Origin of the sequence: Xanthobacter sp. YC-JY1 (genome assembly GCF_021730305.1) — a bacterium.
GTDB classification, from domain to species: domain Bacteria; phylum Pseudomonadota; class Alphaproteobacteria; order Rhizobiales; family Xanthobacteraceae; genus Xanthobacter; species Xanthobacter flavus.
Genome location: NZ_CP032674.1, coordinates 4,378,477 through 4,400,079 on the forward strand (window position 1 = coordinate 4,378,477; position 21,603 = coordinate 4,400,079).

At 67.9% G+C, this 21,603-nt stretch carries 21 protein-coding genes; 10 read left to right on the plus strand and 11 right to left on the minus strand.

Annotated elements, in window-relative coordinates:
* Nucleotides 1-16: 16 nt before the first annotated feature.
* Complete coding sequence (locus tag D7006_RS20560; RefSeq protein ID WP_237354379.1) at nt 17-442, minus strand: HIT domain-containing protein; 426 nt, start codon at nt 440-442, stop codon at nt 17-19.
* Nucleotides 443-748: 306 nt separating this feature from the next.
* Between D7006_RS20560 and D7006_RS20565 the strand changes: the two genes are divergently transcribed.
* From D7006_RS20565 to D7006_RS20585, 5 genes are all read left to right on the plus strand, one after another.
* On the plus strand, nt 749-2,008 hold the full coding sequence (locus tag D7006_RS20565; RefSeq protein ID WP_229646533.1) for an aspartate kinase: 1,260 nt from the start codon (nt 749-751) through the stop codon (nt 2,006-2,008).
* Nucleotides 2,009-2,103: 95 nt separating this feature from the next.
* Entirely contained in the window at nt 2,104-4,371 is a 2,268-nt protein-coding gene (gene ptsP / locus D7006_RS20570) for a phosphoenolpyruvate--protein phosphotransferase (protein ID WP_169121581.1), read from the plus strand.
* Nucleotides 4,372-4,452: 81 nt separating this feature from the next.
* A complete protein-coding gene (prfA, locus tag D7006_RS20575) occupies nt 4,453-5,535 on the plus strand; it encodes a peptide chain release factor 1 (protein WP_237354380.1) in 1,083 nt (360 codons plus the stop codon).
* Nucleotides 5,536-5,598: 63 nt separating this feature from the next.
* Entirely contained in the window at nt 5,599-6,477 is an 879-nt protein-coding gene (prmC, locus tag D7006_RS20580; protein ID WP_237356966.1) for a peptide chain release factor N(5)-glutamine methyltransferase, read from the plus strand.
* A 559-nt stretch (nt 6,478-7,036) separates the two neighbouring features.
* Nucleotides 7,037-8,194 carry a DUF4167 domain-containing protein gene (locus D7006_RS20585; RefSeq protein WP_237354381.1) on the plus strand — a complete coding sequence of 386 codons (1,158 nt, stop codon included), beginning with the start codon at nt 7,037-7,039 and terminating at the stop codon, nt 8,192-8,194.
* Nucleotides 8,195-8,274: 80 nt separating this feature from the next.
* On the opposite strand, the gene cynS is transcribed toward D7006_RS20585, so the two are convergent.
* The 9 genes from cynS to D7006_RS20630 form a co-directional block, all read right to left on the minus strand.
* Nucleotides 8,275-8,763, minus strand: a complete 489-nt coding sequence (gene cynS / locus D7006_RS20590; RefSeq protein ID WP_051678988.1) for a cyanase — start codon at nt 8,761-8,763, stop codon at nt 8,275-8,277.
* Nucleotides 8,764-8,807: 44 nt separating this feature from the next.
* Entirely contained in the window at nt 8,808-9,743 is a 936-nt protein-coding gene (locus D7006_RS20595; RefSeq protein WP_237354382.1) for an ABC transporter ATP-binding protein, read from the minus strand.
* 5 nt (nt 9,744-9,748) lie between these two features.
* Complete coding sequence (ntrB, locus tag D7006_RS20600) at nt 9,749-10,588, minus strand: nitrate ABC transporter permease (protein WP_169121585.1); 840 nt, start codon at nt 10,586-10,588, stop codon at nt 9,749-9,751.
* Nucleotides 10,589-10,592: 4 nt separating this feature from the next.
* Nucleotides 10,593-11,957: a CmpA/NrtA family ABC transporter substrate-binding protein gene (locus D7006_RS20605; RefSeq protein WP_169121586.1), complete on the minus strand. Its 1,365-nt coding sequence runs from the start codon at nt 11,955-11,957 to the stop codon at nt 10,593-10,595.
* Nucleotides 11,958-12,030: 73 nt separating this feature from the next.
* On the minus strand, nt 12,031-13,209 hold the full coding sequence (locus D7006_RS20610; protein ID WP_237354383.1) for an NAD(P)/FAD-dependent oxidoreductase: 1,179 nt from the start codon (nt 13,207-13,209) through the stop codon (nt 12,031-12,033).
* On the minus strand, nt 13,206-13,832 hold the full coding sequence (locus tag D7006_RS20615) for a 2-hydroxychromene-2-carboxylate isomerase (RefSeq protein ID WP_237354384.1): 627 nt from the start codon (nt 13,830-13,832) through the stop codon (nt 13,206-13,208). Before D7006_RS20615 ends, D7006_RS20610 begins: the two co-directional genes overlap by 4 nt.
* 22 nt (nt 13,833-13,854) lie before the next feature.
* On the minus strand, nt 13,855-14,718 hold the full coding sequence (locus tag D7006_RS20620; protein ID WP_237354385.1) for a sulfurtransferase: 864 nt from the start codon (nt 14,716-14,718) through the stop codon (nt 13,855-13,857).
* A gap of 88 nt (nt 14,719-14,806) precedes the next feature.
* Nucleotides 14,807-15,940, minus strand: coding sequence for an acyl-CoA dehydrogenase family protein (locus D7006_RS20625; protein WP_229646525.1), 1,134 nt, complete (start codon nt 15,938-15,940; stop codon nt 14,807-14,809).
* Nucleotides 15,941-16,031: 91 nt separating this feature from the next.
* Nucleotides 16,032-16,598, minus strand: coding sequence for an OsmC family protein (locus D7006_RS20630; protein WP_169121591.1), 567 nt, complete (start codon nt 16,596-16,598; stop codon nt 16,032-16,034).
* Between the two features lie 220 nt (nt 16,599-16,818).
* Between D7006_RS20630 and D7006_RS20635 the strand changes: the two genes are divergently transcribed.
* The 3 genes from D7006_RS20635 (at nt 16,819) to D7006_RS20645 (ending at nt 18,956) form a co-directional block, all read left to right on the plus strand.
* The gene (locus D7006_RS20635; RefSeq protein WP_237354386.1) at nt 16,819-17,454 is read left to right on the plus strand and encodes a TetR/AcrR family transcriptional regulator; all 636 of its coding nucleotides are present in this window, start codon (nt 16,819-16,821) and stop codon (nt 17,452-17,454) included.
* A 154-nt stretch (nt 17,455-17,608) separates the two neighbouring features.
* Entirely contained in the window at nt 17,609-18,736 is a 1,128-nt protein-coding gene (locus tag D7006_RS20640) for a zinc-dependent alcohol dehydrogenase family protein (RefSeq protein ID WP_024277344.1), read from the plus strand.
* An 82-nt stretch (nt 18,737-18,818) separates the two neighbouring features.
* Nucleotides 18,819-18,956 carry a hypothetical protein gene (locus D7006_RS20645; RefSeq protein WP_168462333.1) on the plus strand — a complete coding sequence of 46 codons (138 nt, stop codon included), beginning with the start codon at nt 18,819-18,821 and terminating at the stop codon, nt 18,954-18,956.
* Between the two features lie 3 nt (nt 18,957-18,959).
* On the opposite strand, the gene D7006_RS20650 is transcribed toward D7006_RS20645, so the two are convergent.
* Nucleotides 18,960-20,021: a c-type cytochrome gene (locus tag D7006_RS20650; RefSeq protein WP_237354387.1), complete on the minus strand. Its 1,062-nt coding sequence runs from the start codon at nt 20,019-20,021 to the stop codon at nt 18,960-18,962.
* A 177-nt stretch (nt 20,022-20,198) separates the two neighbouring features.
* Here D7006_RS20650 and D7006_RS20655 point away from each other — a divergent pair, with 177 nt between their 5' ends.
* Together D7006_RS20655 and pth are read left to right on the plus strand one after the other, a co-directional pair.
* Nucleotides 20,199-20,801: a 50S ribosomal protein L25/general stress protein Ctc gene (locus D7006_RS20655; protein WP_024277343.1), complete on the plus strand. Its 603-nt coding sequence runs from the start codon at nt 20,199-20,201 to the stop codon at nt 20,799-20,801.
* A gap of 78 nt (nt 20,802-20,879) precedes the next feature.
* Complete coding sequence (pth, locus tag D7006_RS20660) at nt 20,880-21,488, plus strand: aminoacyl-tRNA hydrolase (protein WP_229646522.1); 609 nt, start codon at nt 20,880-20,882, stop codon at nt 21,486-21,488.
* Nucleotides 21,489-21,603: the final 115 nt, after the last annotated feature.

Genomic DNA, 21,603 nt, shown 5'->3' on the forward strand with positions numbered 1-21,603 from the left:
AAGGTCGCCAGACCTGTTAGGTGATGGCGAGGGCGGTGGCGAGGGCCGCGATGCGGCGGTCGCGTTCTGTTTCGGCAAGCGGTACCCGTTCTCCCGCGCCGAACACCGGCCCAGGCCAAGCCGCATCGCCGGGGTCGCGTCCGACCACATGCACGTGGAGCTGGGGCACCACGTTTCCAAGCAGCGCCACGTTGAGCTTGGCACAGTCGGAGACGGTGCGCACCACAGACGAGACCACCGCGATCTCTTCCATCAGCAGGTGACGGTCAGTGAAGGCGAGGTCGATGAGCTCCACCATGCGAGTGCGCCGGGGCACGAGAACCACCCAGAAGAAGCGTGCATCGTCCACTAGGCGCAGATGACACAGAGGGAGTTCGCCGATCGCGGGACCGTCCGCCTCCAAGCGTGGGTCGAGGTGGAAGGCGGCGTGGCTCGTGGTCATGAACAGCTCCCCAAAGGGTAATTAAGTGCCGCACTATGAACCATCGGACAAGCCGAGGCAGTTGCCCCGGCTCCGTCTTGCGGTTATGGAGGCGCCACATGCACCGCACGGCCAAAATATGACGTGTGCGGCAAGGACGTTCAGGAATGTTCGGCTCGGCCACTTCCATTTGCCTAATCATGACCGCCGGCACTCGCTTCGCCGAGGCGCGCGGGCGAAAATGATGCCGGCTGACCCGGTCCGCCGCGGGCGGTGCCGGATTGTGCATGTCCCCCAAGCTTCAAAAGCTCAGGAAAGGCACGAGCGATGGCTCGGCTTGTCATGAAGTTCGGCGGCACATCGGTCGCCAATATCGAGCGCATCCGCAACGTGGCGCGCCACGTCAAGCGCGAGGTGGAGGCCGGCTACAAGGTGGCCGTCGTGGTCTCCGCCATGTCCGGCAAGACCAACGAACTGGTCGCCTGGTGCAAGGATGCCTCCTCGCTCTACGACGCGCGTGAATATGACGCGGTGGTCGCCTCCGGCGAGCAGGTGACCAGCGGCCTGCTGGCCATCACCCTGCAGGAAATGGGCATTTCCGCCCGGTCCTGGCAGGGGTGGCAGATCCCCATCTCCACCGACGATGCCCACGGCTCCGCCCGCATCATGGACATCGACGCCGACCGTCTGGCCACCTCCATCGAGGGCGGCGAGGTGGCGGTGATCGCCGGCTTCCAGGGCATGCACCTGCCCACGGGGCGGATCACGACGCTCGGCCGTGGCGGCTCGGACACCTCGGCGGTGGCGGTGGCCGCGGCGCTGAAGGCCGAGCGGTGCGACATCTATACCGACGTGGACGGCGTCTACACGACCGACCCGCGCGTGGTGCCCAAGGCCCGCCGCCTCGACCGCATCGCCTTCGAGGAGATGCTGGAAATGGCCTCGCTCGGCGCCAAGGTGCTGCAGGTGCGCTCGGTGGAGCTCGCCATGGTGCATAATGTGCGCACCTTCGTGCGCTCGAGCCTTGTGGACCCCGACGCGCCGGAGATGCGCGAGGTCGAGAAGGCGGGAACGCTCATCTGCGACGAGGAGGAAATCGTGGCAAGCCAGATGGAATCGCAGGTGGTCACGGGCATCGCCTTCTCCAAGGACGAAGCCCAGGTCTCCATTCGCCGCGTCGCCGACAAGCCCGGCATCGCCGCCGCCGTGTTCGGCCCGCTGGCGGACGCGCACATCAATGTGGACATGATCGTCCAGAACGTGTCGGCGGATGGCTATACCGACATCACCTTCACCGTCCCCACGGCCGATTTCGAGCGCGCCAAGGCGGTGATCGAGCGGGCCCGCGACTCCATCGCCTTCCAGGCGATCGAAGGCGCCGGGGACGTCACCAAGGTGTCGGTCATCGGCATCGGCATGCGCTCCCACGCCGGCGTCGCCGCCAAGGCGTTCGAGGCGCTCGCGGGCCGTGGTATCAACATCCGCGCCATCACCACGTCGGAGATCAAGATCTCCTTCCTGATAGATGCGGCCTATACCGAACTTGCGGTCCGGACTCTCCATTCGCTATACGGGCTGGACAGCTGAGGGCGGAACCGTTGACGGTAGCCCTGCGGGGGCGCGCCATCCGTTGGATAGCCTCGCGGGGATACTGAACCCGCTCATTTTTAAGGATGCGGCCGATGCGTGGCGCGCTCGGCGGTCCGCGCGTGCTGCTCCGGCGTCTCCGCGAGGTGATGGCGGAGCCGGTCAGCGCGCAGGACCGCCTCGACAAGATCGTTGTGCTGATCGCCGCCAACATGGTGGCGGAAGTCTGCTCGGTCTACGTGCTGCGCGTCGATCAGACCCTTGAGCTGTACGCCACAGAAGGTCTGAACCGGGACGCGGTTCACTTGACCGTCATGAGCGTGAATGAGGGCCTCGTCGGCCATGTTGCCCGCGAGGCCGAATCGCTCGCCTTGCTGGACGCCCAGTCCCACCCCGAATTTTCCTACCGTCCGGAGACGGGCGAAGAGGTCTACAACTCCTTCCTCGGCGTGCCGATCCTGCGCGGCGGCAACACGCTGGGCGTGCTGGTGGTGCAGAACCGCGCCCGCCGCACCTATACGGAAGAGGAGATCGAGGCCCTCCAGACCACCGCCATGGTGCTGGCGGAGATGATCGCCTCGGGCGAACTGACGGCGTTGGCCAAGCCCGGTGCCGAACCCGCCGTGCGCCGGCCGCTCCACCTCAAGGGCGTCGCCCTCGCCGACGGGCTTGGCCTTGGCCATGTGGTGCTGCACGAGCCGCGCATCCGGGTGACCAACGTCATCGCCGACGACGTGGTGAAGGAAACCGCCCGGCTCGACGCCGCCATCGGCAAACTCAGACATTCCATCGACCTGATGCTGGAGGACGACGGCCTCTCCAAGGCCGGCGAGCATCGCGACATCCTCGAAGCCTACCGCATGTTCGCCCACGACCGGGGGTGGATGCACAAAATGCGCGAGGCCGTGCTCTCCGGCCTCACCGCCGAGGGCGCGGTGGAGCGGGTGCAGTCGGATACCCGCGCCCGCATGATGCGCGCCTCCGACCCCTATCTGCGCGAGCGCCTGCACGACCTCGACGACCTCGCCAACCGGCTCCTGCGCGAACTGACCGGCCGGTCCCGCAGTTCGGAACGCGAGGCGCTGCCCGAAAACGCCATCCTCGTCGCCCGCAACATGAGCCCGGCGGCCCTGCTGGATTATGACCGCACCCGCATTCGCGGCCTCGTTCTGGAGGAAGGCGGCACCACCAGCCATGTGACCATCGTCGCCCGCGCGCTGGGCATTGCCGCCGTGGGCCAGGTGGAGAATGCCGCCGGCCTCGCCGATCAGGGCGACCCCGTGATCGTCGACGGCCAGGCCGGCGAGGTGCATCTGCGCCCGCCGGGGGACGTCGAGGAGGCCTATGCCGAGAAGGTGCGCTTCCGCGCCCGCCGGCAGGCCCAGTATGCCGCGCTGCGCACCCGCCCCTCCGTCACCAAGGACGGGGTGCATGTGGACCTTAACTTGAACGCGGGCCTGCTGGTGGACCTGCCGCACATCGCCGAGACCGGCGCTGCGGGCATCGGCCTGTTCCGCACCGAGCTTCAGTTCATGATCGCGTCGGCCTTCCCGCGCATCTCCGAACAGCTGAAGCTCTACCGCGCGGTGCTGGACGCCGCGGGCGACCGCCCTGTGACCTTCCGCACCCTCGATATCGGCGGCGACAAGGTGCTGCCCTACATGCGGACGGTGGAAGAGGAGAACCCGGCCCTCGGCTGGCGCGCCATCCGCCTTGGACTCGACCGGCCGGGCCTGTTGCGCAGCCAGATGCGCGCTTTGCTGCGCGCCGGCGCCGGACGGGAACTGCGCGTGATGTTCCCCATGGTCGCTGCGGTGGAGGAGTTCGATCGCGCCCGGGCCCTCGTGGAACGGGAGCTGACGCACCTGCGCCGGCACGGCCACGGCCTGCCGGACCGGGTCTATGTGGGCGCCATGGTGGAGGTGCCGTCCCTCCTCTTCCAGCTGGACGAGATTCTGTCCCGGGCCGACTTCCTGTCGGTGGGCTCCAACGATCTCGTGCAGTTCCTCTATGCGGCCGACCGCGCCAACGTGCGGGTTGCCGACCGATTCGATCCGCTCTCGCCCCCGGCCCTGCGGGCCTTCCGGCTGGTGGCGGAGGCGGGCATCCGCCATGGCAAGCCTGTGACGTTGTGCGGCGAACTGGCCTCCCGTCCCCTGGAGGCGGTCGCCCTTGCCGCCTTGGGCTACCGCTCCCTGTCGGTCTCCCCGGCGGCCATGGGGCCGGTCAAGGCGATGCTGCTCGAGACCGATGTCTCGGCCGCCCGCAAGGTGCTGCTGCCCTTGCTCGAGGACCGGACCGGCGCGGCCGATCCGCGCGCCGTGCTGACCAAGTTCGCGCGGGACTGCGGCCTGCCGCTCTAGCGGGCGCCCTCGCGCGCCTCTGCTCTTGTCTTGCCCCTTTTCTTGCCTTTCCCCCAAACCGTCCGGATCCGTCAGCCCCTTATGAACACCCTGCCCCTCGCCAAACTCGACCAGCTGGTCGCCCGGCATGCCGAGATCGAGGCCGCCCTGTCCCACGGGGCCGAGGGGGAGGAGTTCGTCCGCCTCGGGCGTGAGTTCTCGGATCTCTCCCCCGTGGTGGAGCAGGTGCGGGCCCTGCGCGACGCGGAACGCGACCTGGAGGGCGCCCGGGAGCTGCTCGCCGATTCGGCCGGCGACCCGGAGATGCGCACCCTGGCCGAGGCCGAGGTGGAGCGGCTGGATGCGCGGATCGCCGAACTGACGACCGCCGTGCGCCTCGCGCTTCTGCCCAAGGACGCAATGGACGAGCGCGGCGTCATTCTGGAGGTGCGCGCCGGCACCGGCGGCGACGAGGCGGCGCTGTTCGCGGGCGACCTCTACCGCATGTATACGCGCTACGCCGCCGACAAGGGCTGGAGCGTGGAGGTGCTGTCCGAGAGCGAGGGCACCATGGGCGGCTACAAGGAAATCGTCGCCGCCGTCCACGGCAAGGGCGCCTATGCCCGGCTGAAGTTCGAGAGCGGCGTCCACCGGGTCCAGCGAGTGCCGGCCACTGAGGCGGGCGGACGCATCCATACCTCCGCCGCCACCGTGGCCGTGCTGCCGGAGGCGGAGGATGTGGACGTGGACATCAACGAGGCCGACCTGCGCATCGACGTGTACCGCGCCCAAGGGGCCGGCGGCCAGCATGTGAACAAGACGGAATCGGCGGTGCGCATCACCCACATCCCCACCAACACGGTGGTGGCGGTGCAGGATGAGCGCTCCCAGCATCGCAACAAGGCCCGCGCCATGGCACTGCTGCGGTCCCGCCTTCTGGACGAAGAGCGCCAGCGCAAGGAGGCCGGCCGCGCCGCCGACCGCAAGGGGCAGGTCGGGTCCGGCGACCGCTCCGAGCGCATCCGCACCTACAATTTCCCGCAGGGGCGCGTGACCGACCATCGCATCAACCTCACCCTCTACAAGCTGGAGGAGGTGATCGCCGGCACCGCGCTCGACGACATCATCGAACCGCTGCTGACCGAGCATCAGGCCGCCCTGCTCGCAGCCGCCGAGGAGGCCTGAGCCGTGCCCGGCCCCGGCGACACACCCGCGGCCGACCTGACCATCGCCCAGTTGCGCCGGCAAATGACCGCGCGCCTCGCCGCCGCGGGCGTGGAGACGCCGGAACTGGATGCACGGCTGCTGCTGGCCCATGCCCTCGGATGCGCGCCAGGCGAGCTTCTAGAGCGCGGCACCACTTCCGCGACGCCCGAGATGTCTGCCGCTGCCCAGGCGCTCCTCGCCCGGCGGCTCGCGGGGGAGCCGGTGGCCCGCATCTTCGGACACAAGGAGTTCTGGAGCCTCACCTTCTGCCTGTCCCCGGACACGCTGGTGCCGCGGCCGGACACGGAGACGGTGGTGGAGGCGGCTTTGTCCCTCTTTCCAGACCGCGCCGCGCCGCTGCGCATCCTCGACCTCGGCACGGGCACGGGCGCCATCCTCGCCGCCCTGCTTGCGGAGCGGCCGACAGCAACAGGCATCGCCGTCGACCGCTCGGAGAACGCGGCCCGGACGGCGCTGGCCAACCTCGAGGCGAACGGCCTTGCGGACCGCGCGTCTGTTGTCGTCGGCGACTGGGGCAGCGCACTCGTCGGTGGCTTTGACCTCGTGGTTTCCAACCCGCCCTACATCGCGGAGGACGAAATGGCTGGGCTTGCCATAGATGTGCGCCTCCACGATCCCCATTTGGCTCTCGTGGCCGGCGCTGACGGCCTCGGCGCCTACCGCACCATCGCCGCCGACCTGCCGCGCCTGCTGAAGCCCGACGGCGTGGCTGTTCTCGAACTTGGCGCGGGACAGGAACCGGCCGTCGCCGCCCTCGTTCAATGCGCAGGGCTGAGGGTTCTCGGCCCGGCGCGCGCCGACCTCGGTGGCATCCCGCGCGCCCTTTGCGCCCGGTGGCACGGGGCCGCAAACGAGACGGCTGACGAAAAAAGGCTTGGAACCTTTGAGGGAAATGGCTAGTGTCAGTCGCAGGAATCGAACCGGGGCATCGGTCCAGAGGGCTGATGCGGGCTTCCGAAATCTCAAACGGATGTTTCGGTCGCTGAGGATGCGAGAGCGTGGAGCGCGCGATGGCGCAGCTCATGCAAGCATCCTGCGGTTGGATCGTTTCACGGTGCTGGATACGCGCGACTCACGGAATGTCGGTGGCGTCTTGGGCGATGTCGTCTCGGGTTGCCACCTCTCGTGTAACGGCGCCCGTGCTGGGGGCACGGAACGGGGCTCGATGATCGGACTGATCCTGATTTCTTGACGACTTTCGCTTTGGTCCAGCGCGGACGCCGGCGCAGGCGGCTTCCGCGGATCTGACGGTCTTGTCCTGCGGACAGAGCAGCGTGCCACGGGCCCATTCCGATGGGGTGGAATTCCGAGGGTTCGTTTCATGAGACGCGCACCGCCGGAGCGGGAAGCCCGGCGGGATATGCGGATTGTACCGGCGCGATGCGGCCGGGCGCAGACGGCGGCGTGAACGCCGGGCGAGTAGAGATCGATCCATATGAGAAATGGTCAGCAGAAGCGCATGCGCGGCCGCAACAACAACCGGCGCAGCTCAAACCCTTTGACGCGGGTGTATGAGTCGAACGGCCCGGATGTGAAGGTGCGTGGGACGGCCCACCACATTGCGGAGAAGTACCAGCAGCTCGCCCGCGACGCTCAGGCCTCCGGCGACCACGTCGCTGCTGAGAACTATTTCCAGCATGCGGAACATTACCTGCGCCTCATCGCCTCGCTGCAGGGTCAGTTCGCCCCGGTGAACGGCTTCGGCCGCGACGAGGACGGCGACGACGAGGACGGGGACGACGTGTCCTCCCTCGACGCGCCCCAGCCTTATGGTCGCAACGACCAGCCCTATGGCCGCAGCGAGCAGCCCTACCAGTCCCGCGACAATCGGGATGATCGGGGGCAGCGCGATGATCGGGGCCAGCGCGACGATCGTGGTCAGAGGGATGACCGGGGCCCACGCGATGACCGTGGGCAGCGGGATGACCGTGGCCAGCGGGATGATCGCGGCCAGCGCGACAACCGGCAGGGCAACTTCCGCCGCAACCGGGATGACGACGAGGGGTACCAGCCGCGCGAGGCCCGCGATAACCGCGAGTTCCGCGAGAATCGGGAACCCCGCGAGAACCGGGAACCGCGCGAGCAGCGTGAACCCCGCGAGCAGCGCGAGCCGAGGGAACAGCGCGAGCCGCGCGAGTTCCGCCGTCGCAACCGCGACGAGAACGGCGAGGGCTTCGTGCCCCGTGCGGCGCGCGCGCCCCGCAGCGACGATGGCGACCAGCAGCCGCGCCCGCCTCGCGCCCCGCGCAGCGAGGAGGCCGAGCAGCCCCGTCCGCCCCGCGCCCCGCGCGTCGAGGAGCAAGATCTCGGCCTGCCGTCCTTCATCACCGGCGCGCCTGCCGTTCCCAAGGAGCGCCCGGAGCCCAAGGCCGAAGTGAAGAGCGAGCCGAAGGCTGAGCCCCGCGAGCCCAAGGCGGAGCCGAAGGCCGAACCGAAGGTCGAGGCCAAGGCGGAACCCAAGGCCGCAGCCGAGACGCCCCGCGAGGAGGGGGCGGAGGCCGCCGAGGCCGATGCCCCGCGTCCGCGTCGCCGCCGCTTCCGCACCCGTGCCGGCGAAGGCACCGAGGCCGCCGCCGAGGCGCCGGCGCCCGAGCAGCCGGTGCTGTTCAACGAATAGGTCTGGGCCTTTCGTCCGAAACAAAAACCCCGCCGGTCACCCGGCGGGGTTTTTCTTTGGCCGCGCGGCGAAGGGCCGGCTCAGCTTTCCTTGAACCCGTAGTCGGGGATGCCCTGCTCGTTACCGTAATATTTGTAGGGCAGGAACTTGCCCGACATGGTGATCTGCACCCGATCGCCCTTGGGGTTCGGCTCGCGCACCATCTCCATGTTGAAGTCGATGGCCGACATGATGCCGTCGCCGAACTCCTCCTCGATGAGCGCCTTCCAGGCCGGACCGTTGACCATCACCAGCTCGTAGAAACGGTAGATCAGGGGGTCGGTGGGCGGCATAGGCGTGCCGGCGCCGCGCATGGGCACCTCGTTGAGCATCCGCTCTTCCACTTCGGAGAGGCCGAACAGCTCGGCGGCCTTCTTCGCCAGCGGCTTCACCAGCTTCATCTGGCCCAGCAGCGCGCCGACGACCAGCACCGGCGACATGCCGCCTATCTCGTCGCAGATGTATTTCCAGGTCCAGCCCTTCTCGCGCTTGATGTCGAGGAGCTTCTCGGTCAGTTGCTCGCGCTTCATTTTCTTATGGTCTCCGCTTGGGTTCGGTCGAAGAGGTAAGCCCGTCAGTCGCGCGCGCTGGCGATGGCGGGGAAGGGAATGGTGTTGGCTGGCGCGGGCGCGGCCTCCGGCGGGCAGCCGAGACGCACCACGGGCGGGTGGCGGCGGTCGTAGCCTGCCGGCATCTCCGCCTTGAACGTGCGGCTGCGGGAGACGAGGAAGTCCACGAGGTGGTTACGCACCGCGTAGTAGTTCTCTTCCCGGTGGATGCTGTCGCGGGCCCGCTCCATGGGCAGCGGATTTTCCACCACCTCGGCGATCATCGCCTCCGGCCCGTTGGTCATCAGCACGATCTTGTCGGCGAGGTAGATGGCCTCGTCCACGTCGTGGGTGATCATAACGACCGTCTGGCCGGTGGACTTGCAGATGCGCCGCACCTCGTCCTGCAACGTGCCGCGGGTGAGCGCATCGAGGGCGGAGAAGGGCTCGTCCATCAGCAGGATCTTCGGCTCGATGGAGAGCGCACGGGCGATGCCCACGCGCTGGCGCATGCCGCCGGAGAGTTCCGCCGGCCGCTTCAGCTCGTTGCCCTTGAGGCCGACGAGATCGATGAAGCGGCGCGCGCGCTCCTCCACCTCGGCGCGCCCCGCCTTCCGCCAGCGGGAGGAAACCGCATAGCCCACATTGCCGATGACGCTCTTCCACGGCAGCAGCGCATGGCCCTGGAAGATCACCGCGCGATCGAGGCTCGGGCCGGAAATGGCCTGCCCGTCCACCACCACCACGCCGTCCGAAGGCTCTTCGAGCCCGGCGAGGATGTTCAGCACCGAAGTCTTGCCGCAGCCGGAATGGCCGATGATGCAGACGAACTCACCCCTCTGCACCGGCAGCCACAGATCCTCGAAGATGGTGGTGGAGCCGCCCCCCGGCGCCGGATAGCGCCGGGCGATGCCCTCGATGGAGATGAATTTGGGATCGCTCTCGGTCTTGGCGTTCTCCATGGCCCTCACTCCGGAAACGTCACGCGCTTCTGCAAGCGCGCGAGAATGAGGTCGAGGGCCATGCCGACGACGCCGATGAGCAGGATTCCGACGATCACATTGGCGATGGAGAGGTTGTTCCACTCGTTCCAAACGAAGTAGCCGATGCCCGTGCCGCCCACGAGCATCTCCGCCGCCACGATAACCAGCCAGGCGATGCCGATGGAGATGCGCATGCCGGTGAGGATGGTGGGCGCCGCAGCCGGCAGGATCACGGTGAAGGCGCGCCGCCACGGCCCCACCTCCAGTGTGCGCGCCACGTTCAGCCACTCCTTGCGCACCGCCCCAACCCCGAAGGCGGTGTTGATGAGCATGGGCCAGACGGAGCAGATGAAGATGACGAAGATGGCCGAGAGGGAGGAATCCTTGATGGTGTAGAGGGCGAGCGGCATCCAGGCCAAGGGCGAGATGGGCTTGAGCACCTGGATGAAGGGATCGAGCGCCCGGTAGGCCAGCGGCGACATGCCGATGAGAAAGCCGATGGGCACCGCCACCAGCACCGCCAGCCCGTAGCCGATGAACACCCGGCCGATGGAATAGAGCAGCTGGAGGCCGAGGCCCTTGTCATTGGGGCCGTTGTCGTAGAACGGCCGCTTGAGGTTGTCCCAGAGCTTACCCGCCACATCGAGCGGCCCCGGCATGGCGGACTTGGCGCCCTGGGTCGCGATGCCCATGAGCTTGGCATATTCGGGATCGAGCGCCGGCCCCGAGCTCGCGCTCGGGGTAACGGCGACCTGCCACAACGCACAGAAGGCGACGAACAGCAGCACCGAGAGGAGGCCGGCGCGCACGCCGAGGCTCTTCATCCGCTCAGCTCCGCTTGATCGCGAAGGAGCTGACATATTCGGCGGGCTTTGCCGGGTCGAACACCTTCCCCATCACCGAGAAGGACTTCATGGTGGTGGCGGGCGGGGTCAGCCCCATCTCCTTCATCACCTTGGCGGCATCGGTGGCGAGGAAGACCTCGTTGGCGACCTTGGTGTAGTCCACCTCCCCCTTGATCTGACCCCAGCGCTTCATCTGGGTCAGCATCCATACGGCGAAGCTGTCCCACGGGAAGGGATCGAAATCGACGCGCTTGGGGTCGTCCTTGATGTTGCCGAGCCCGTCCGCATACTTGCCCACCAGCACCTGTTCCAGAACGATGGGCGGAGCATTGAGATAGGCCGCCGGCGCGATGGCCTCGGCGATGGCCTTGCGGTTCTCGGCCTTCGAGGCATAGCCGGTGGCATCCACGATGGCGCGCAGCAGGGCCGCGTAAGTATTCGGCATGGTCGAGATGAATTCGCGGCTGGCCGCGAAGGAACAGCAGGGGTGTCCGTCCCACATGGTCTTGGACAAGGAATGGATGAAGCCCACGCCGTCGAACACGGCGCGCTGGGCCACGTTGTCCGGGGCGAGGAAGCCGTCGATGTTCTCGGCCCGCAGGTTCGCCACCATCTCCGGCGGCGGCACCACGCGCAGCTGCACGTCGGTGTCCGGGTCGAGGCCATTCTCGGCGAGGAGATAGCGCAGCAGGTAGTTGTGCATGGAGAAGTCGTAGGGGATGGCGAACTTCAGCCCCTTCCACGACTTCACGTCCATCTTGTCCTTGTGCTTGATGCCGAGCGTGAAGGACTGGCCGTTGATGTTCTCGATGGCCGCCGCGACGAACGGGATCGGGTTCGAGCCCAGCCCCTGCGAGATGGCGAGCGGCATGGGCGCCAGCATGTGCGCGGCGTCGTATTCCTTGTTGATGGTCTTGTCGCGCACCACCGCCCAACCGGCCGTCTTCACCACCTCCACGTTCAGGCCGTGCTTGGTATAGAAGCCCATCGGATGGGCCATGATGATCGGCGTGGCGCAGGTGATGGGGATGAAGCCGACCTTCAGGTCGGTCTTCTCCGGCTTGCCGGTCTGGGCGAAGGCCTCGGTGGCGGCGTCGAGCGGGAAGAAGGTGGCGAGGGCCGCCGCCGCGGTGGAGGTGCCGACGGCCTTGAGGAAGGCACGGCGCTTCAGGTCGTTGGGAAACAGCGCCCGCATGAGGCCGGAGGCGACCACCTCCTTGTAGCGCGCCTCATCGGAGAGCGTCGCAGCCCGCTCCGCCGCCGCATGCTCCTCCGCGCTCGCATGCCGCCCGCACAGGCAGCGGCGCAGCGTGGACTTCAGCGAGAACGGGTTGGAAAACATCGACATCAGGGCTCTCCGTGAGGGCTTGCGATGGACCAGACGAATGTGACGCTGGGATAGGGCAATGCCCGTGCCACGCTCACCCGGGAACGGGGACGGGCTGCGGGGTGGCGAGCGCCTTGCGCGCCAGCATGTGGCTTTTGGGATCGTTGACGGAGGCGACCGCGACGAGGCGATCCCCCGCGAAGTACCTGACGCAGAAGCGTCCCGCGGCGACGTCGCCCTCGCATTCGGTGCGGTCGTGCCCGTCGAGAAGGCCGGCGATCTGCAGCTTCACATCATACTGATCGGACCAGAACCAGGGCACCGGATCGTATGCAACCGCTCCACCGCTGATTGCTTTTGCGGCAGCCTTGGCCTGATCGATCGCATTCTGCACGGATTCAAGGCGAACCCGCCGGCCGTAGAGCTTGCTCGGGAAGTTGGCCACGTCTCCGGCAGCATAGATGTCGGGCACGCTGGTGCGGGTCGTCTCATCCACCCGGATGCCGTTTTCCATGACGAGGCCGGCATCGGCGGCGATTTCGCCATTGGGCACCGCGCCCACGGCGGAGAGCACGAGATCGGCCGGGAGCACCCGCCCGTCGGCGAGCTCCACACCCGTCACGCCGTCCGTGCCCAGAATACGGGCGACGCCGGTGCCGGTGAGGACGGCGACGCCGTGCCCCTCGTGCAGCAGGCGGGCGAAATCCGAGATGGTGGTGCAGGCGACGCGAGCGAGAAGCCGCGGCGCGCCTTCCACCACGGTCACGTCGAGCCCGAGCGTCTTCGCCTTGGCGGCGGTCTCCAGCCCGATATAGCCGCCCCCGATGATGACCAGCCGCGCGCCCGGCTGCGCCGCCGCACGGAAGTGCTTCACATCGTCGATGCTGCGGATGGAGAAAACGCCGGGCAGCTCCGCCCCCGGCACAGGCAGCGCGCGGGCGCGGGTGCCGGTAGCGATCAGCAGTGCGCCGTAGGTGAGACGGGCGCCATCGGAAAGCTCCACCTCCTTGCCCACGGGAAAGATGCGGGCGACGCGGGTGGAGAGGCGCATCTCGGCGCCGGCCTCGGCATAGAAGGCGGGCGCCTTCAGCTCCAGCCGGTCTTCGGTCATCTCGCCGCCGAGATAGGCCTTGGAGAGCGGCGGGCGCTGGTAGGGCAGATAGGGCTCGTCGCCGATGACGATGATGGGCTTCCCATAGCCCTCCGCCTTAAGGGAGGTGACGGCCTGCGCCGCCGCCTGCCCTGCGCCGATGATGACGAGCGGCGCGCTCACGACAGATGCTCCTGTGCCACCGGCTCCTGCGCCACACCCAGCGCCGCAGCGACGAACAACAGCCGGTCCTGGCCGAAATACATCTCGCCGTTCACGACATAGGTGGGCGAGCCGAACACGCCGGCCTCGATGGCAGCGGCGGTGTTGCGGGCGATCTTGTCGGCCGCCTCCACGCTGTCGGAAAGGGTGGCGAGCTTCTCGCCATCCAGGCCCACCTCATTGGCGAGGCGAACGAGGTTGTCCCGCTCGGAAATCTGGATGTCCCGCGCCCAGACGGCGGAGAGGCAGGCGCCGATGAGGTCGGCGGGGTCGATGCCCTCGAGCTGCGCCGCCGCGATGAGCCGGCAGGCGGGAAGCGTATCCGTGGGCCAGAACTTCGGCTCGGTGTTGATGGAGATGCCACGCACCTTGGCCCAGCGCACGATGTCCTGCTTGCGATAGGCGTTGCGCTGGGGCGACTGCTTCGCCGGGGCGGTGGAGCCGCCCTCGGCGAAGACCTTCAGGATGTCGACGGGACGCCACAGGATGTCGGCGCCCGCCGCGCGCGCGATCTCGCGCAGGCGGCCGTGCCCCAGATAGGCATAACCGGACTGGGGGCTGAAATAGCAGATGATCTCGGGCACGGCGGGGCTCCTTTGGCTCGGTTCAGCCGAGGGCCGCGGCCGGGTGCCCCTCCTCGATGGGCAGGGACGGATCGCGCGACCACTCGTTCCAGGAGCCAAAATACATCTTCACGTCCTTCACCCCCGCCTCTTTCAGCGCGAGGAAAGTGTTGGAGGCCCGCGCCCCTTTGAAGCAGTAGAGATAGACGGGGGTCTCGGGCGAAATGCCCACGGTGGCGCACTCGGCGAGGATCTCGGCGGAGGACTTGAAGCGCGGCCCTTCGGCGGTCGGCTTCATCATGCGGTACCACTCGATCCACTTGGCACCGGGTATGCGGCCCTTGCGGGGGCAGAAATCCTTGCCATAGGGCGACGAGCTTTCGCCGATCCACTCGTCCACATCGCGCACGTCGAGCTTGGCGACGGCCGGGTCTTCCACCGCCTTCAGCATGGCGCTGGCATCGATGATGACCTCGCCAGCGGCCTGGTCCACCGGGAAGGTGGCGGCCTTGGGCTCGGGCACGTCGGTGGAGACGGGAAGGCCCGCGGCCGTCCAGGCGGCGAACCCGCCATGCAGCACCTTCACCTTCGGATAGCCGAGGAAGGTCAGCAGGAAATAGCCGCGGCAGGACTGGCCGAAGCCGGAATTCATCGACTGCTCGTAGATCACCGCCGTCTCCTTGCCGGAGAGGCCGGCCTTGCCGAAGGCGTCGGCGAATTTTTCCGTCAGCTCGGCATAGCCCTCGGGGGTCGAGGTGGCGAGGAAGGTGAAGATCTCGTGCAGGTTCACCGCGCCGGGGATGTGCCCGGCGGCGTAGCTCGCAGGGTCGCGGGTATCGATGACGACGGTGGGCTCGGACAGGATGAGGGTCGACAGATCGGGCGGCGAAATCAGGATTGCGCTCATGGTGATCCCCTCTTGCGGGTCAGGAGGACACTCTTTCGGAAGGCTCCGGGGGCTTTTGCCCCTCATGTTTTGAAACGGGCGGCCGGCCTCAGGCCGGCATCTGGTCCAGCATCAGCTTCAGCTGCTTGGTGGCCGGCGTGACGATGGCGACGAAATAGGCCTCGCGCAGGCGCCGCTGGCAGCGGGAGGCGCGCACATAGCCGCGGGCACCGCAGTGGAGCATGGCATTATGGGCGGCCTCGACGCTCTTCTCGCCGGCCAGCAGGCGGGCGGAAACGACACGGCGCCAATAGTCCGGGCTCGTATCGAACGGCGTCTCGGCGAGGGTGTTCACTTCCGTTTCCATGGCCGCCAGCGTCTCGCAGAGCTGGTCGGGCTGGACGTCGAGATAGCGGTTCACGTGGCCGAGCGGCTCCTCGACCTCGCGCATCATGGCGATGCAATCGCGGATGAGGCCGATGGCCATGCCGGCCTGGAGCAGGATGAACCCGGCCCGCATCTTCTTCACGAACGACATGGCGTCGTGCGCCAGCACCATGTCGTCGGGAATGAACAGGTCGCGCACCTGCACGCCGTAGGTGCCGGTGCCGTCCATGCCGAGGAACGGCTCGCAGGGCTTCAGCGTCACGGCCGGCTCGGCGCAATCGATGATGGCCATCACCGGCGCGGCGCCGTCCACGGCGAAGATGCAGCCGAAGAAATGGTCGGGGCCGAGGTTCGAGACCCAGGGCAGGATGCCCTTCACCTTGTAGCCGCCCTCCACCCGCGTGCCCTTCAACTTCAGCGTCTCGATGCCGAAGAAGGACTTCATGGGGTTGGACAAAGCGGTGCCGCCGAGCACGTGGCCTGTAGCGACGGCGGCGAGATATTTGGCGCGCGGCGCCTCGTTCTCGGAATTGATGAGGTACCAGACCAAAGTGTTCTGGCACCACGCCATGAAGCCGGTGGCGGCGCAGACCTCGGACACGCGGGACATGCCCTCGATGGCATTGCCCAGCCGGTGGCCCTGCGACAGATGCAGGCGGAAGGCTCCGGCGTCGGCGAAGCGATGCAGGAGCGTTGCGGGATAGGTGCCCTCGTCGATGGCCCGCGCCCAGGCGGAAAGGTCGGTCCGCGCGATCTTGCCGATCTCGGCCAGCGCGATGCCGGCATCGAGATCGGCCGCAGCGGGATCATGCGGCGACAAGGCGGTGACGGCGGCGTGCGGCACAGGCAGCGACATGGTGATCCTCGACGAGGGGTAGGGCGGGAGCCTGCCCGGACAGCGCCGGGCAGGATGCGGCCGAAGACGGCCGGGGCGTTCGGCGTCGGGGTCAGCCCAGCGCCACCTCCAGGTTCACCGGACGCACGAAGGTGTTGGCGACGGGCGACCACTTGGTGACGTGGGAGATGAGCGCGTCGATCTCCTCCTTCGGCACCCCGTCGCACTCCATGTCGACCTTCACGCGCACGTCGGTGAAGCCGACCGGCTTCTCGCTCACGTCGCCCGTGCCCCACACGGCGGTGATGTTGAGGTCGCCCTCGAGCTGCAGCTCCAGCTTGCGAACGGTCCAGCCGCGATGCACCGCATTGGCGTGGAGGCCCACGGCGAGGCAGGAGCCGAGCGCGGCCAGAGAAGCCTCGGAGGGGTTGGGGGCTGTGTCGTCACCGAGCAGGCCCGGGGGCTCATCAACGATGTAGGGCTCGAGATTGCGGATGTAATTGGCGTGGCGGAAGCGGCCTTCGGCGACGGTCTTGCACTTCAGGGTCTTGATGACCTTGGGGTCCGCCTTGCCGGCCGCGATGAGCTTGGCGAGGCCTTCCTTGTCGATGGGCGCAAGGCAGCCCGTGGTCGCTTCTGGCGCGAGGCAGCCGGTCAGTGCGGTCTGGGGCGCAGTCATCAGGATCTCCTTGGGTCGTGTAGACAGACCGGTCTGTCTTATGCACGCGCTGTGCCAGATCCGCCGAGGGCCGCGACGGACTGAAGGAGAACTGCGTTTCCTCATGAGAAATAAGGAACTGCGGGAAAAGTCGGCGGCGCTTGTCCGGCACGTTTCGTGCCTGTAGAAAACAGACAGGTCTGTCTGAGTGCACGCGAAAGTGGCACATTGGTGAGAAGCGATGCAGCAAACGAAGGCAAGCCGCCCCAAGGCAAATCCCCACGCCGCGCCGGACGCCGGCGAGGCCGAGCCGAAGGCGCGCGAGCGCATCCTTCAGGCCGCGACGCGGCTGTTCTGCCAGCACGGCATCAATGCGGTGGGCGTGGACGCCGTGGTTGCCGAGGCGGCGACGGCCAAGGCGACCCTCTACAAATCGTTCGGCTCCAAGGAACGGCTGGTGGAAGCGGTGCTGGAGCGCGAGGGCGCGACCTGGCGCGACTGGTTTCTCGGCGAACTGCTGAAAGGCGAGGCAACCGCCCAGATGCGCCTGCGCCGCATCTTCCCTGTGCTGCGCGAATGGTTCGGCGACGCCCGCTTCTTCGGCTGCCCCTTCATCAATGCGGTGGCGGAGCACGACAAGGCCGACGACCGCATGCGCCAGATCGCCCTCGCCCATAAGAAGGTGGTGCTGGAAACCATCACCCGCCTCGCCGCAGAGGCCGGCGCGCGCGACCCCAACGGTGCCGCCCACCAATTGGGTGTGCTGATCGACGGCGCCATCGTCGCCGCCATGATCACCAAGGACGCCAACGTCGCCCTGCTCGCCGGGCAGACCGCCGACCTCCTGCTGTCCGGCATGACGGCCGAAGCGGCCTGACGGACCCATCTCCGCCTTCCCGCCCGCTCCCGCCCACGCTCCATGCGTCCGGAGCGGGAGACGGCCCACGCCCCCTGCGAAATGCGCAGTCTCCCGCGCTTGACGCTCCGCCCTGCGGCGTCCGAAAACGCGGTAACAGCATCGGGAGGAAAAGATGCAGATCCGCGCCGCCGTCCTGCGCACGTCTCCGGTCAACAAGCCTTATGCGGACACGCGTCCGCTCTCGATTGAAACGGTTCAGCTCGCGCCGCCCCAGGCCGGCGAGGTGCTCATCAAGGTGGCGGCGGCGGGCCTGTGCCATTCCGATCTGTCCGTCATCAACGGCGACCGTCCGCGACAGCTCCCCATGGTGCTCGGTCACGAGGCCGCGGGCGTGGTGGTGGAGACCGGCCCAGGCGTCGACGATCTCAGCGCCGGCGACCATGTGGTGATGAGCTTCGTGCCGACCTGCGGCACCTGCCCCTCCTGCATGGAAGGCCGGGCGCAACTGTGCGGACCGGGACAGGCCTCCAACGGCGCCGGCACCCTGCTCGGCGGCGGACGTCGCCTGAAGTGCGATGACGGCACCGACATCTACCACCTGTGCGGCATCGCCGGTTACGGCGAGTATGCGGTGGTCTCGCGCCGCTCCATCATCAAGATCGACAAGGAGATGTCGCTCATCGACGCCGCCTTGTTCGGCTGCGCGGTGATGACCGGCGTCGGCACGGTGGTGAACACGGCCGGCGTGCGGCCGGGCCAGAGTGTCGCTGTGGTCGGCCTCGGCGGCGTCGGCCTTTCGGCGGTGATGGGCGCGGTGGCGGCGGGCGCCGACCAGATCGTCGCCCTCGACCTGTCGCCCCAGAAGCTCGACCTCGCCCGCCAGATCGGTGCGACCGATACCTTCCTCGCCAGCGATCCGGACATCGTGGAGGCGGTGAAGGAGGCGACCCGCGGCGGCGTGGACCACGCCATCGAGATGGCAGGCTCCGCCCCCGCCTTCGAGCTCGCCTACAAGATCACCCGCCGCGGCGGAACCACCACCACGGGCGGCCTCGCCAATCCCAACGCCCGCATTTCCCTGCCGCCGGTGCATCTCGTCGCCGAGGAGCGCACCATCAAGGGCAGCTACATGGGCAGCTGCGTGCCGCCGCGCGATATCCCGCGCTTCATGGCGCTCTACAAGCGCGGCAAGCTGCCGGTGAACCGCCTGCTCTCCTCCACCGGGCCGCTCGACACCATCAACGAGAATTTCGACCGCCTCGACCGCGGCGAGGTGGTGCGGCACGTCATCGTCTATTGAGGAGCGAGGGGCCGCGGCGGCGCGGCCCCTTCCCTTCCGCGGTGGATCGCCTAATCTGCCGCTCGCGTTTCAAGGAGAAGCCATGCGCGTCGCCATCCGTCTCGCCGCCGTCGCCGCGCTGGCCATCGCCGTTTCCGGCTGCGACAAGTGCGGCAACTGGTTCGGCCAGGGCACGCCGGTGGGCAAGCCGGGCGCCTGCCAGTCCTCAACGCCCAGATAACCCCTACCGCGCCTCTGGATTGGGCACATTCCCCAGCGTCGCCTTCAGCCGAGCGATCTCGGCACGGATGGGGGCGAACGGGCCATATTTGTGCTGGCTCGGCGGAAAGCCGTCCGCATAGGGCCCATAGGGCGTGTCCACCGGCTTCGCGAGCAGGTCCGGGAAGTCGGCCGCGAAGGCGGGACGGGACGGGCGGGGCTGGCTCACCACATAGGCGGCCACATCCCACGCCTCTTCCGCGGACAACACCGGCATCAGCCAGTCGGTGCCGTTGGGCATGTTGTCGTGCACGAAATTGGCGATGGTGATGAGACGGTTCATGCCGGCGCCGTCATTGAAGCTGTCGGGCCCCCACAGGGGCGGCACCCCATAGCCGAAGTTCGCATCCACCGGATTGCGCCGCAGCCCCTCCCCGCCCGAGCGATGGCAGAACTGGCAATTCTGCGCGTAGACCCGCGCGCCGCGCTGCGGATCGGCGGGGCGGTCGAGTTCGGGGACGGCGCCCGCCCCAGCGCCCTCGATGCGCGCGTCCTTTGGCAGGGCGGAGGAGAGCACGCGCAGATAGGCGACCAGCGCCTGCATGGGCAGGGCATCCCGCGGCATGGGCCGTCCATTCATGGAACGCATCATGCAATTGTCGAGGCGGTCCTCGAGTGTCGCCACCTTGCCCGTGCGCGTGGAATAGGCGGGATAGTCCGCTGAAGCCGACACCAGCGGCAGGCCGAATTTCTTGCGCCCGGCGTTGAGGTGGCAGTTCACGCAGGCGAGATTGTTGCCGGCGAAGCGCATGGCCGGGTCCGCCGCATCGGGGCCGATATGGCGCGCCGTCGCCTCCAGCACGGAACGACCGTAGCGCACCAGCTGCCCATAGGCGTCATCGGGCAGGAGGTCCACATCGGGGATGTCCCACACGGCGATGCGGGCGTTGGGGGCAGCGGCGTTAGCCGCCTCGCCGGGCGGGACCGTTGCCGGCTGGGCGAGCGCCGCCCCCGCGGCAAGCACCAGCGCCGCCATGGCGCCGGCCCGCACAACCCATCCCGTCGCGAAGCTGACCCAAGCCCCCATGGCATCCCCCTGCCGGGCGCAAACGCCCGCGATTGTTGCTTTGGCGCCGCCGCACCGTTATAAGCGCGCCTTCGTCCGCGGCATGCGCCCCCCTGGAGGCGTGCCGACGGTCGAAGGCGCGTGTCCGCTGCGGACCGCGCGCCATATCGGACACATATTAAAGTTAGGACAAGTGCCATGACTGCCATCAAGGAACTGAAGGCTGTGGCGCGCCCGCGGGCCGGCAAGGGGGCCGCCCGTGCCGAGCGCCGCGCCGGGCGCGTGCCCGCCGTGATCTACGGCGAGAAGCAGGACCCCATCACGATCTCGCTCGACTTCATCGAGATCAACAAGATCATCTATGCCGGCCACTTCCTCACCACCCTGTTCGAGGTGGACGTGGACGGCACCAAGCACCGCGTCATCCCGCGCGACTACCAGCTGGACGTGGTGAAGGACTTCCCCGTTCACGTGGACTTCCTCCGCGTCTCCAAGGGCACGACCGTGACCGTGGACGTGCCGGTGCACTTCGTAAAGCAGGAAGCCTCCCCGGCGCTCAAGGCCGGCGGCACCCTGAACGTGGTCGCCCACACCGTCGAGCTGGAATGCCCGGCCGAGTCCATCCCGGAAGCTATCGAGGTCGACCTCACCGGCGCCGCCTATGGTGACGCGTTCCACCTGTCCTCCCAGAAGCTGCCCGCGGGCGTGACCTGGGCCGGTCAGGGCGACGACACCCTCGCCACCATCGTCGCCCCCGTGGGCGCCGAGGAGGAGCCGGCGGCGGAAGAGCCCAAGGCCTGAGCGGATCGCTGACGATCCCGGGCGCCGCGCTGGTCTAGAAGCCGCGGCGCCCCGTTTTCCGGGCCGGAGATCCGCCTCATGTTCCTGTTCGCAGGGCTCGGCAATCCCGGCCCGAAATATGCCGGCAACCGGCACAATGTCGGCTTCATGGCGCTCGACGCCATCTGCCGCCGCCATCGCCTCGGCCCGCTGCGCCGCCGCTTCCAGTCCGCGGCCGCCGAAGGCGAGATCGCCGGCGAGAAGGTCATCGCGCTATTCCCCGAGACCTTCATGAACGAAAGCGGCCGGGCCGTCGCCGAGGCCCAGCGCTTCTACAAGATCCCCCTCGACCACATCTTCGTCTTCCACGACGAACTGGACCTGCCCCCCGCCAAGGTGCGGATCAAGAAGGGCGGCGGCAATGCCGGCCATAACGGGCTGAGGTCGATCACCGCCCAGTGCGGCAACGATTACTGGCGCATCCGCCTCGGCATCGGCCATCCCGGCGACAAGGCGCTGGTGCATGCCTACGTGCTCAACGACTTCGCCAAGTCCGAGAAGGGCTGGGTGGATGCCGTGAGCGACGCCTGCGCCGATTTCGCCGAGCTGCTCGTGAAGCAGCGAACGGACGAATTCCAGAACCGCACCCACCTTTTCCTCGAAGCCCAGGGCTTCGGCGAGCAGAAAAGGGTCGGCGAGAAGGGCTGAGGCCGGACCTTGGCCCATACGCCCCTGGCCGGGCGGGTTGCGCACCTAAGGCCCGAGGGGCTATGCGATCCCCAACGGTCGCAGCGCGGCTTGATCCTTATCTCCATCCTGCAGC

Bases quoted from the DNA above. Each gene is read 5' to 3' on its own strand.
- D7006_RS20560 (WP_237354379.1), bottom strand. From the start codon at position 442: ATGACCACGAGCCACGCCGCCTTCCACCTCGACCCACGCTTGGAGGCG.
- D7006_RS20565 (WP_229646533.1), top strand. From the start codon at position 749: ATGGCTCGGCTTGTCATGAAGTTCGGCGGCACATCGGTCGCCAATATC.
- ptsP (WP_169121581.1), top strand. From the start codon at position 2,104: ATGCGTGGCGCGCTCGGCGGTCCGCGCGTGCTGCTCCGGCGTCTCCGC.
- prfA (WP_237354380.1), top strand. From the start codon at position 4,453: ATGAACACCCTGCCCCTCGCCAAACTCGACCAGCTGGTCGCCCGGCAT.
- prmC (WP_237356966.1), top strand. From the start codon at position 5,599: ATGACCGCGCGCCTCGCCGCCGCGGGCGTGGAGACGCCGGAACTGGAT.
- D7006_RS20585 (WP_237354381.1), top strand. From the start codon at position 7,037: ATGCGCGGCCGCAACAACAACCGGCGCAGCTCAAACCCTTTGACGCGG.
- cynS (WP_051678988.1), bottom strand. From the start codon at position 8,763: ATGAAGCGCGAGCAACTGACCGAGAAGCTCCTCGACATCAAGCGCGAG.
- D7006_RS20595 (WP_237354382.1), bottom strand. From the start codon at position 9,743: ATGGAGAACGCCAAGACCGAGAGCGATCCCAAATTCATCTCCATCGAG.
- ntrB (WP_169121585.1), bottom strand. From the start codon at position 10,588: ATGAAGAGCCTCGGCGTGCGCGCCGGCCTCCTCTCGGTGCTGCTGTTC.
- D7006_RS20605 (WP_169121586.1), bottom strand. From the start codon at position 11,957: ATGTCGATGTTTTCCAACCCGTTCTCGCTGAAGTCCACGCTGCGCCGC.
- D7006_RS20620 (WP_237354385.1), bottom strand. From the start codon at position 14,718: ATGAGCGCAATCCTGATTTCGCCGCCCGATCTGTCGACCCTCATCCTG.
- D7006_RS20625 (WP_229646525.1), bottom strand. From the start codon at position 15,940: ATGTCGCTGCCTGTGCCGCACGCCGCCGTCACCGCCTTGTCGCCGCAT.
- D7006_RS20630 (WP_169121591.1), bottom strand. From the start codon at position 16,598: ATGACTGCGCCCCAGACCGCACTGACCGGCTGCCTCGCGCCAGAAGCG.
- D7006_RS20635 (WP_237354386.1), top strand. From the start codon at position 16,819: ATGCAGCAAACGAAGGCAAGCCGCCCCAAGGCAAATCCCCACGCCGCG.
- D7006_RS20640 (WP_024277344.1), top strand. From the start codon at position 17,609: ATGCAGATCCGCGCCGCCGTCCTGCGCACGTCTCCGGTCAACAAGCCT.
- D7006_RS20645 (WP_168462333.1), top strand. From the start codon at position 18,819: ATGCGCGTCGCCATCCGTCTCGCCGCCGTCGCCGCGCTGGCCATCGCC.
- D7006_RS20650 (WP_237354387.1), bottom strand. From the start codon at position 20,021: ATGGGGGCTTGGGTCAGCTTCGCGACGGGATGGGTTGTGCGGGCCGGC.
- D7006_RS20655 (WP_024277343.1), top strand. From the start codon at position 20,199: ATGACTGCCATCAAGGAACTGAAGGCTGTGGCGCGCCCGCGGGCCGGC.
- pth (WP_229646522.1), top strand. From the start codon at position 20,880: ATGTTCCTGTTCGCAGGGCTCGGCAATCCCGGCCCGAAATATGCCGGC.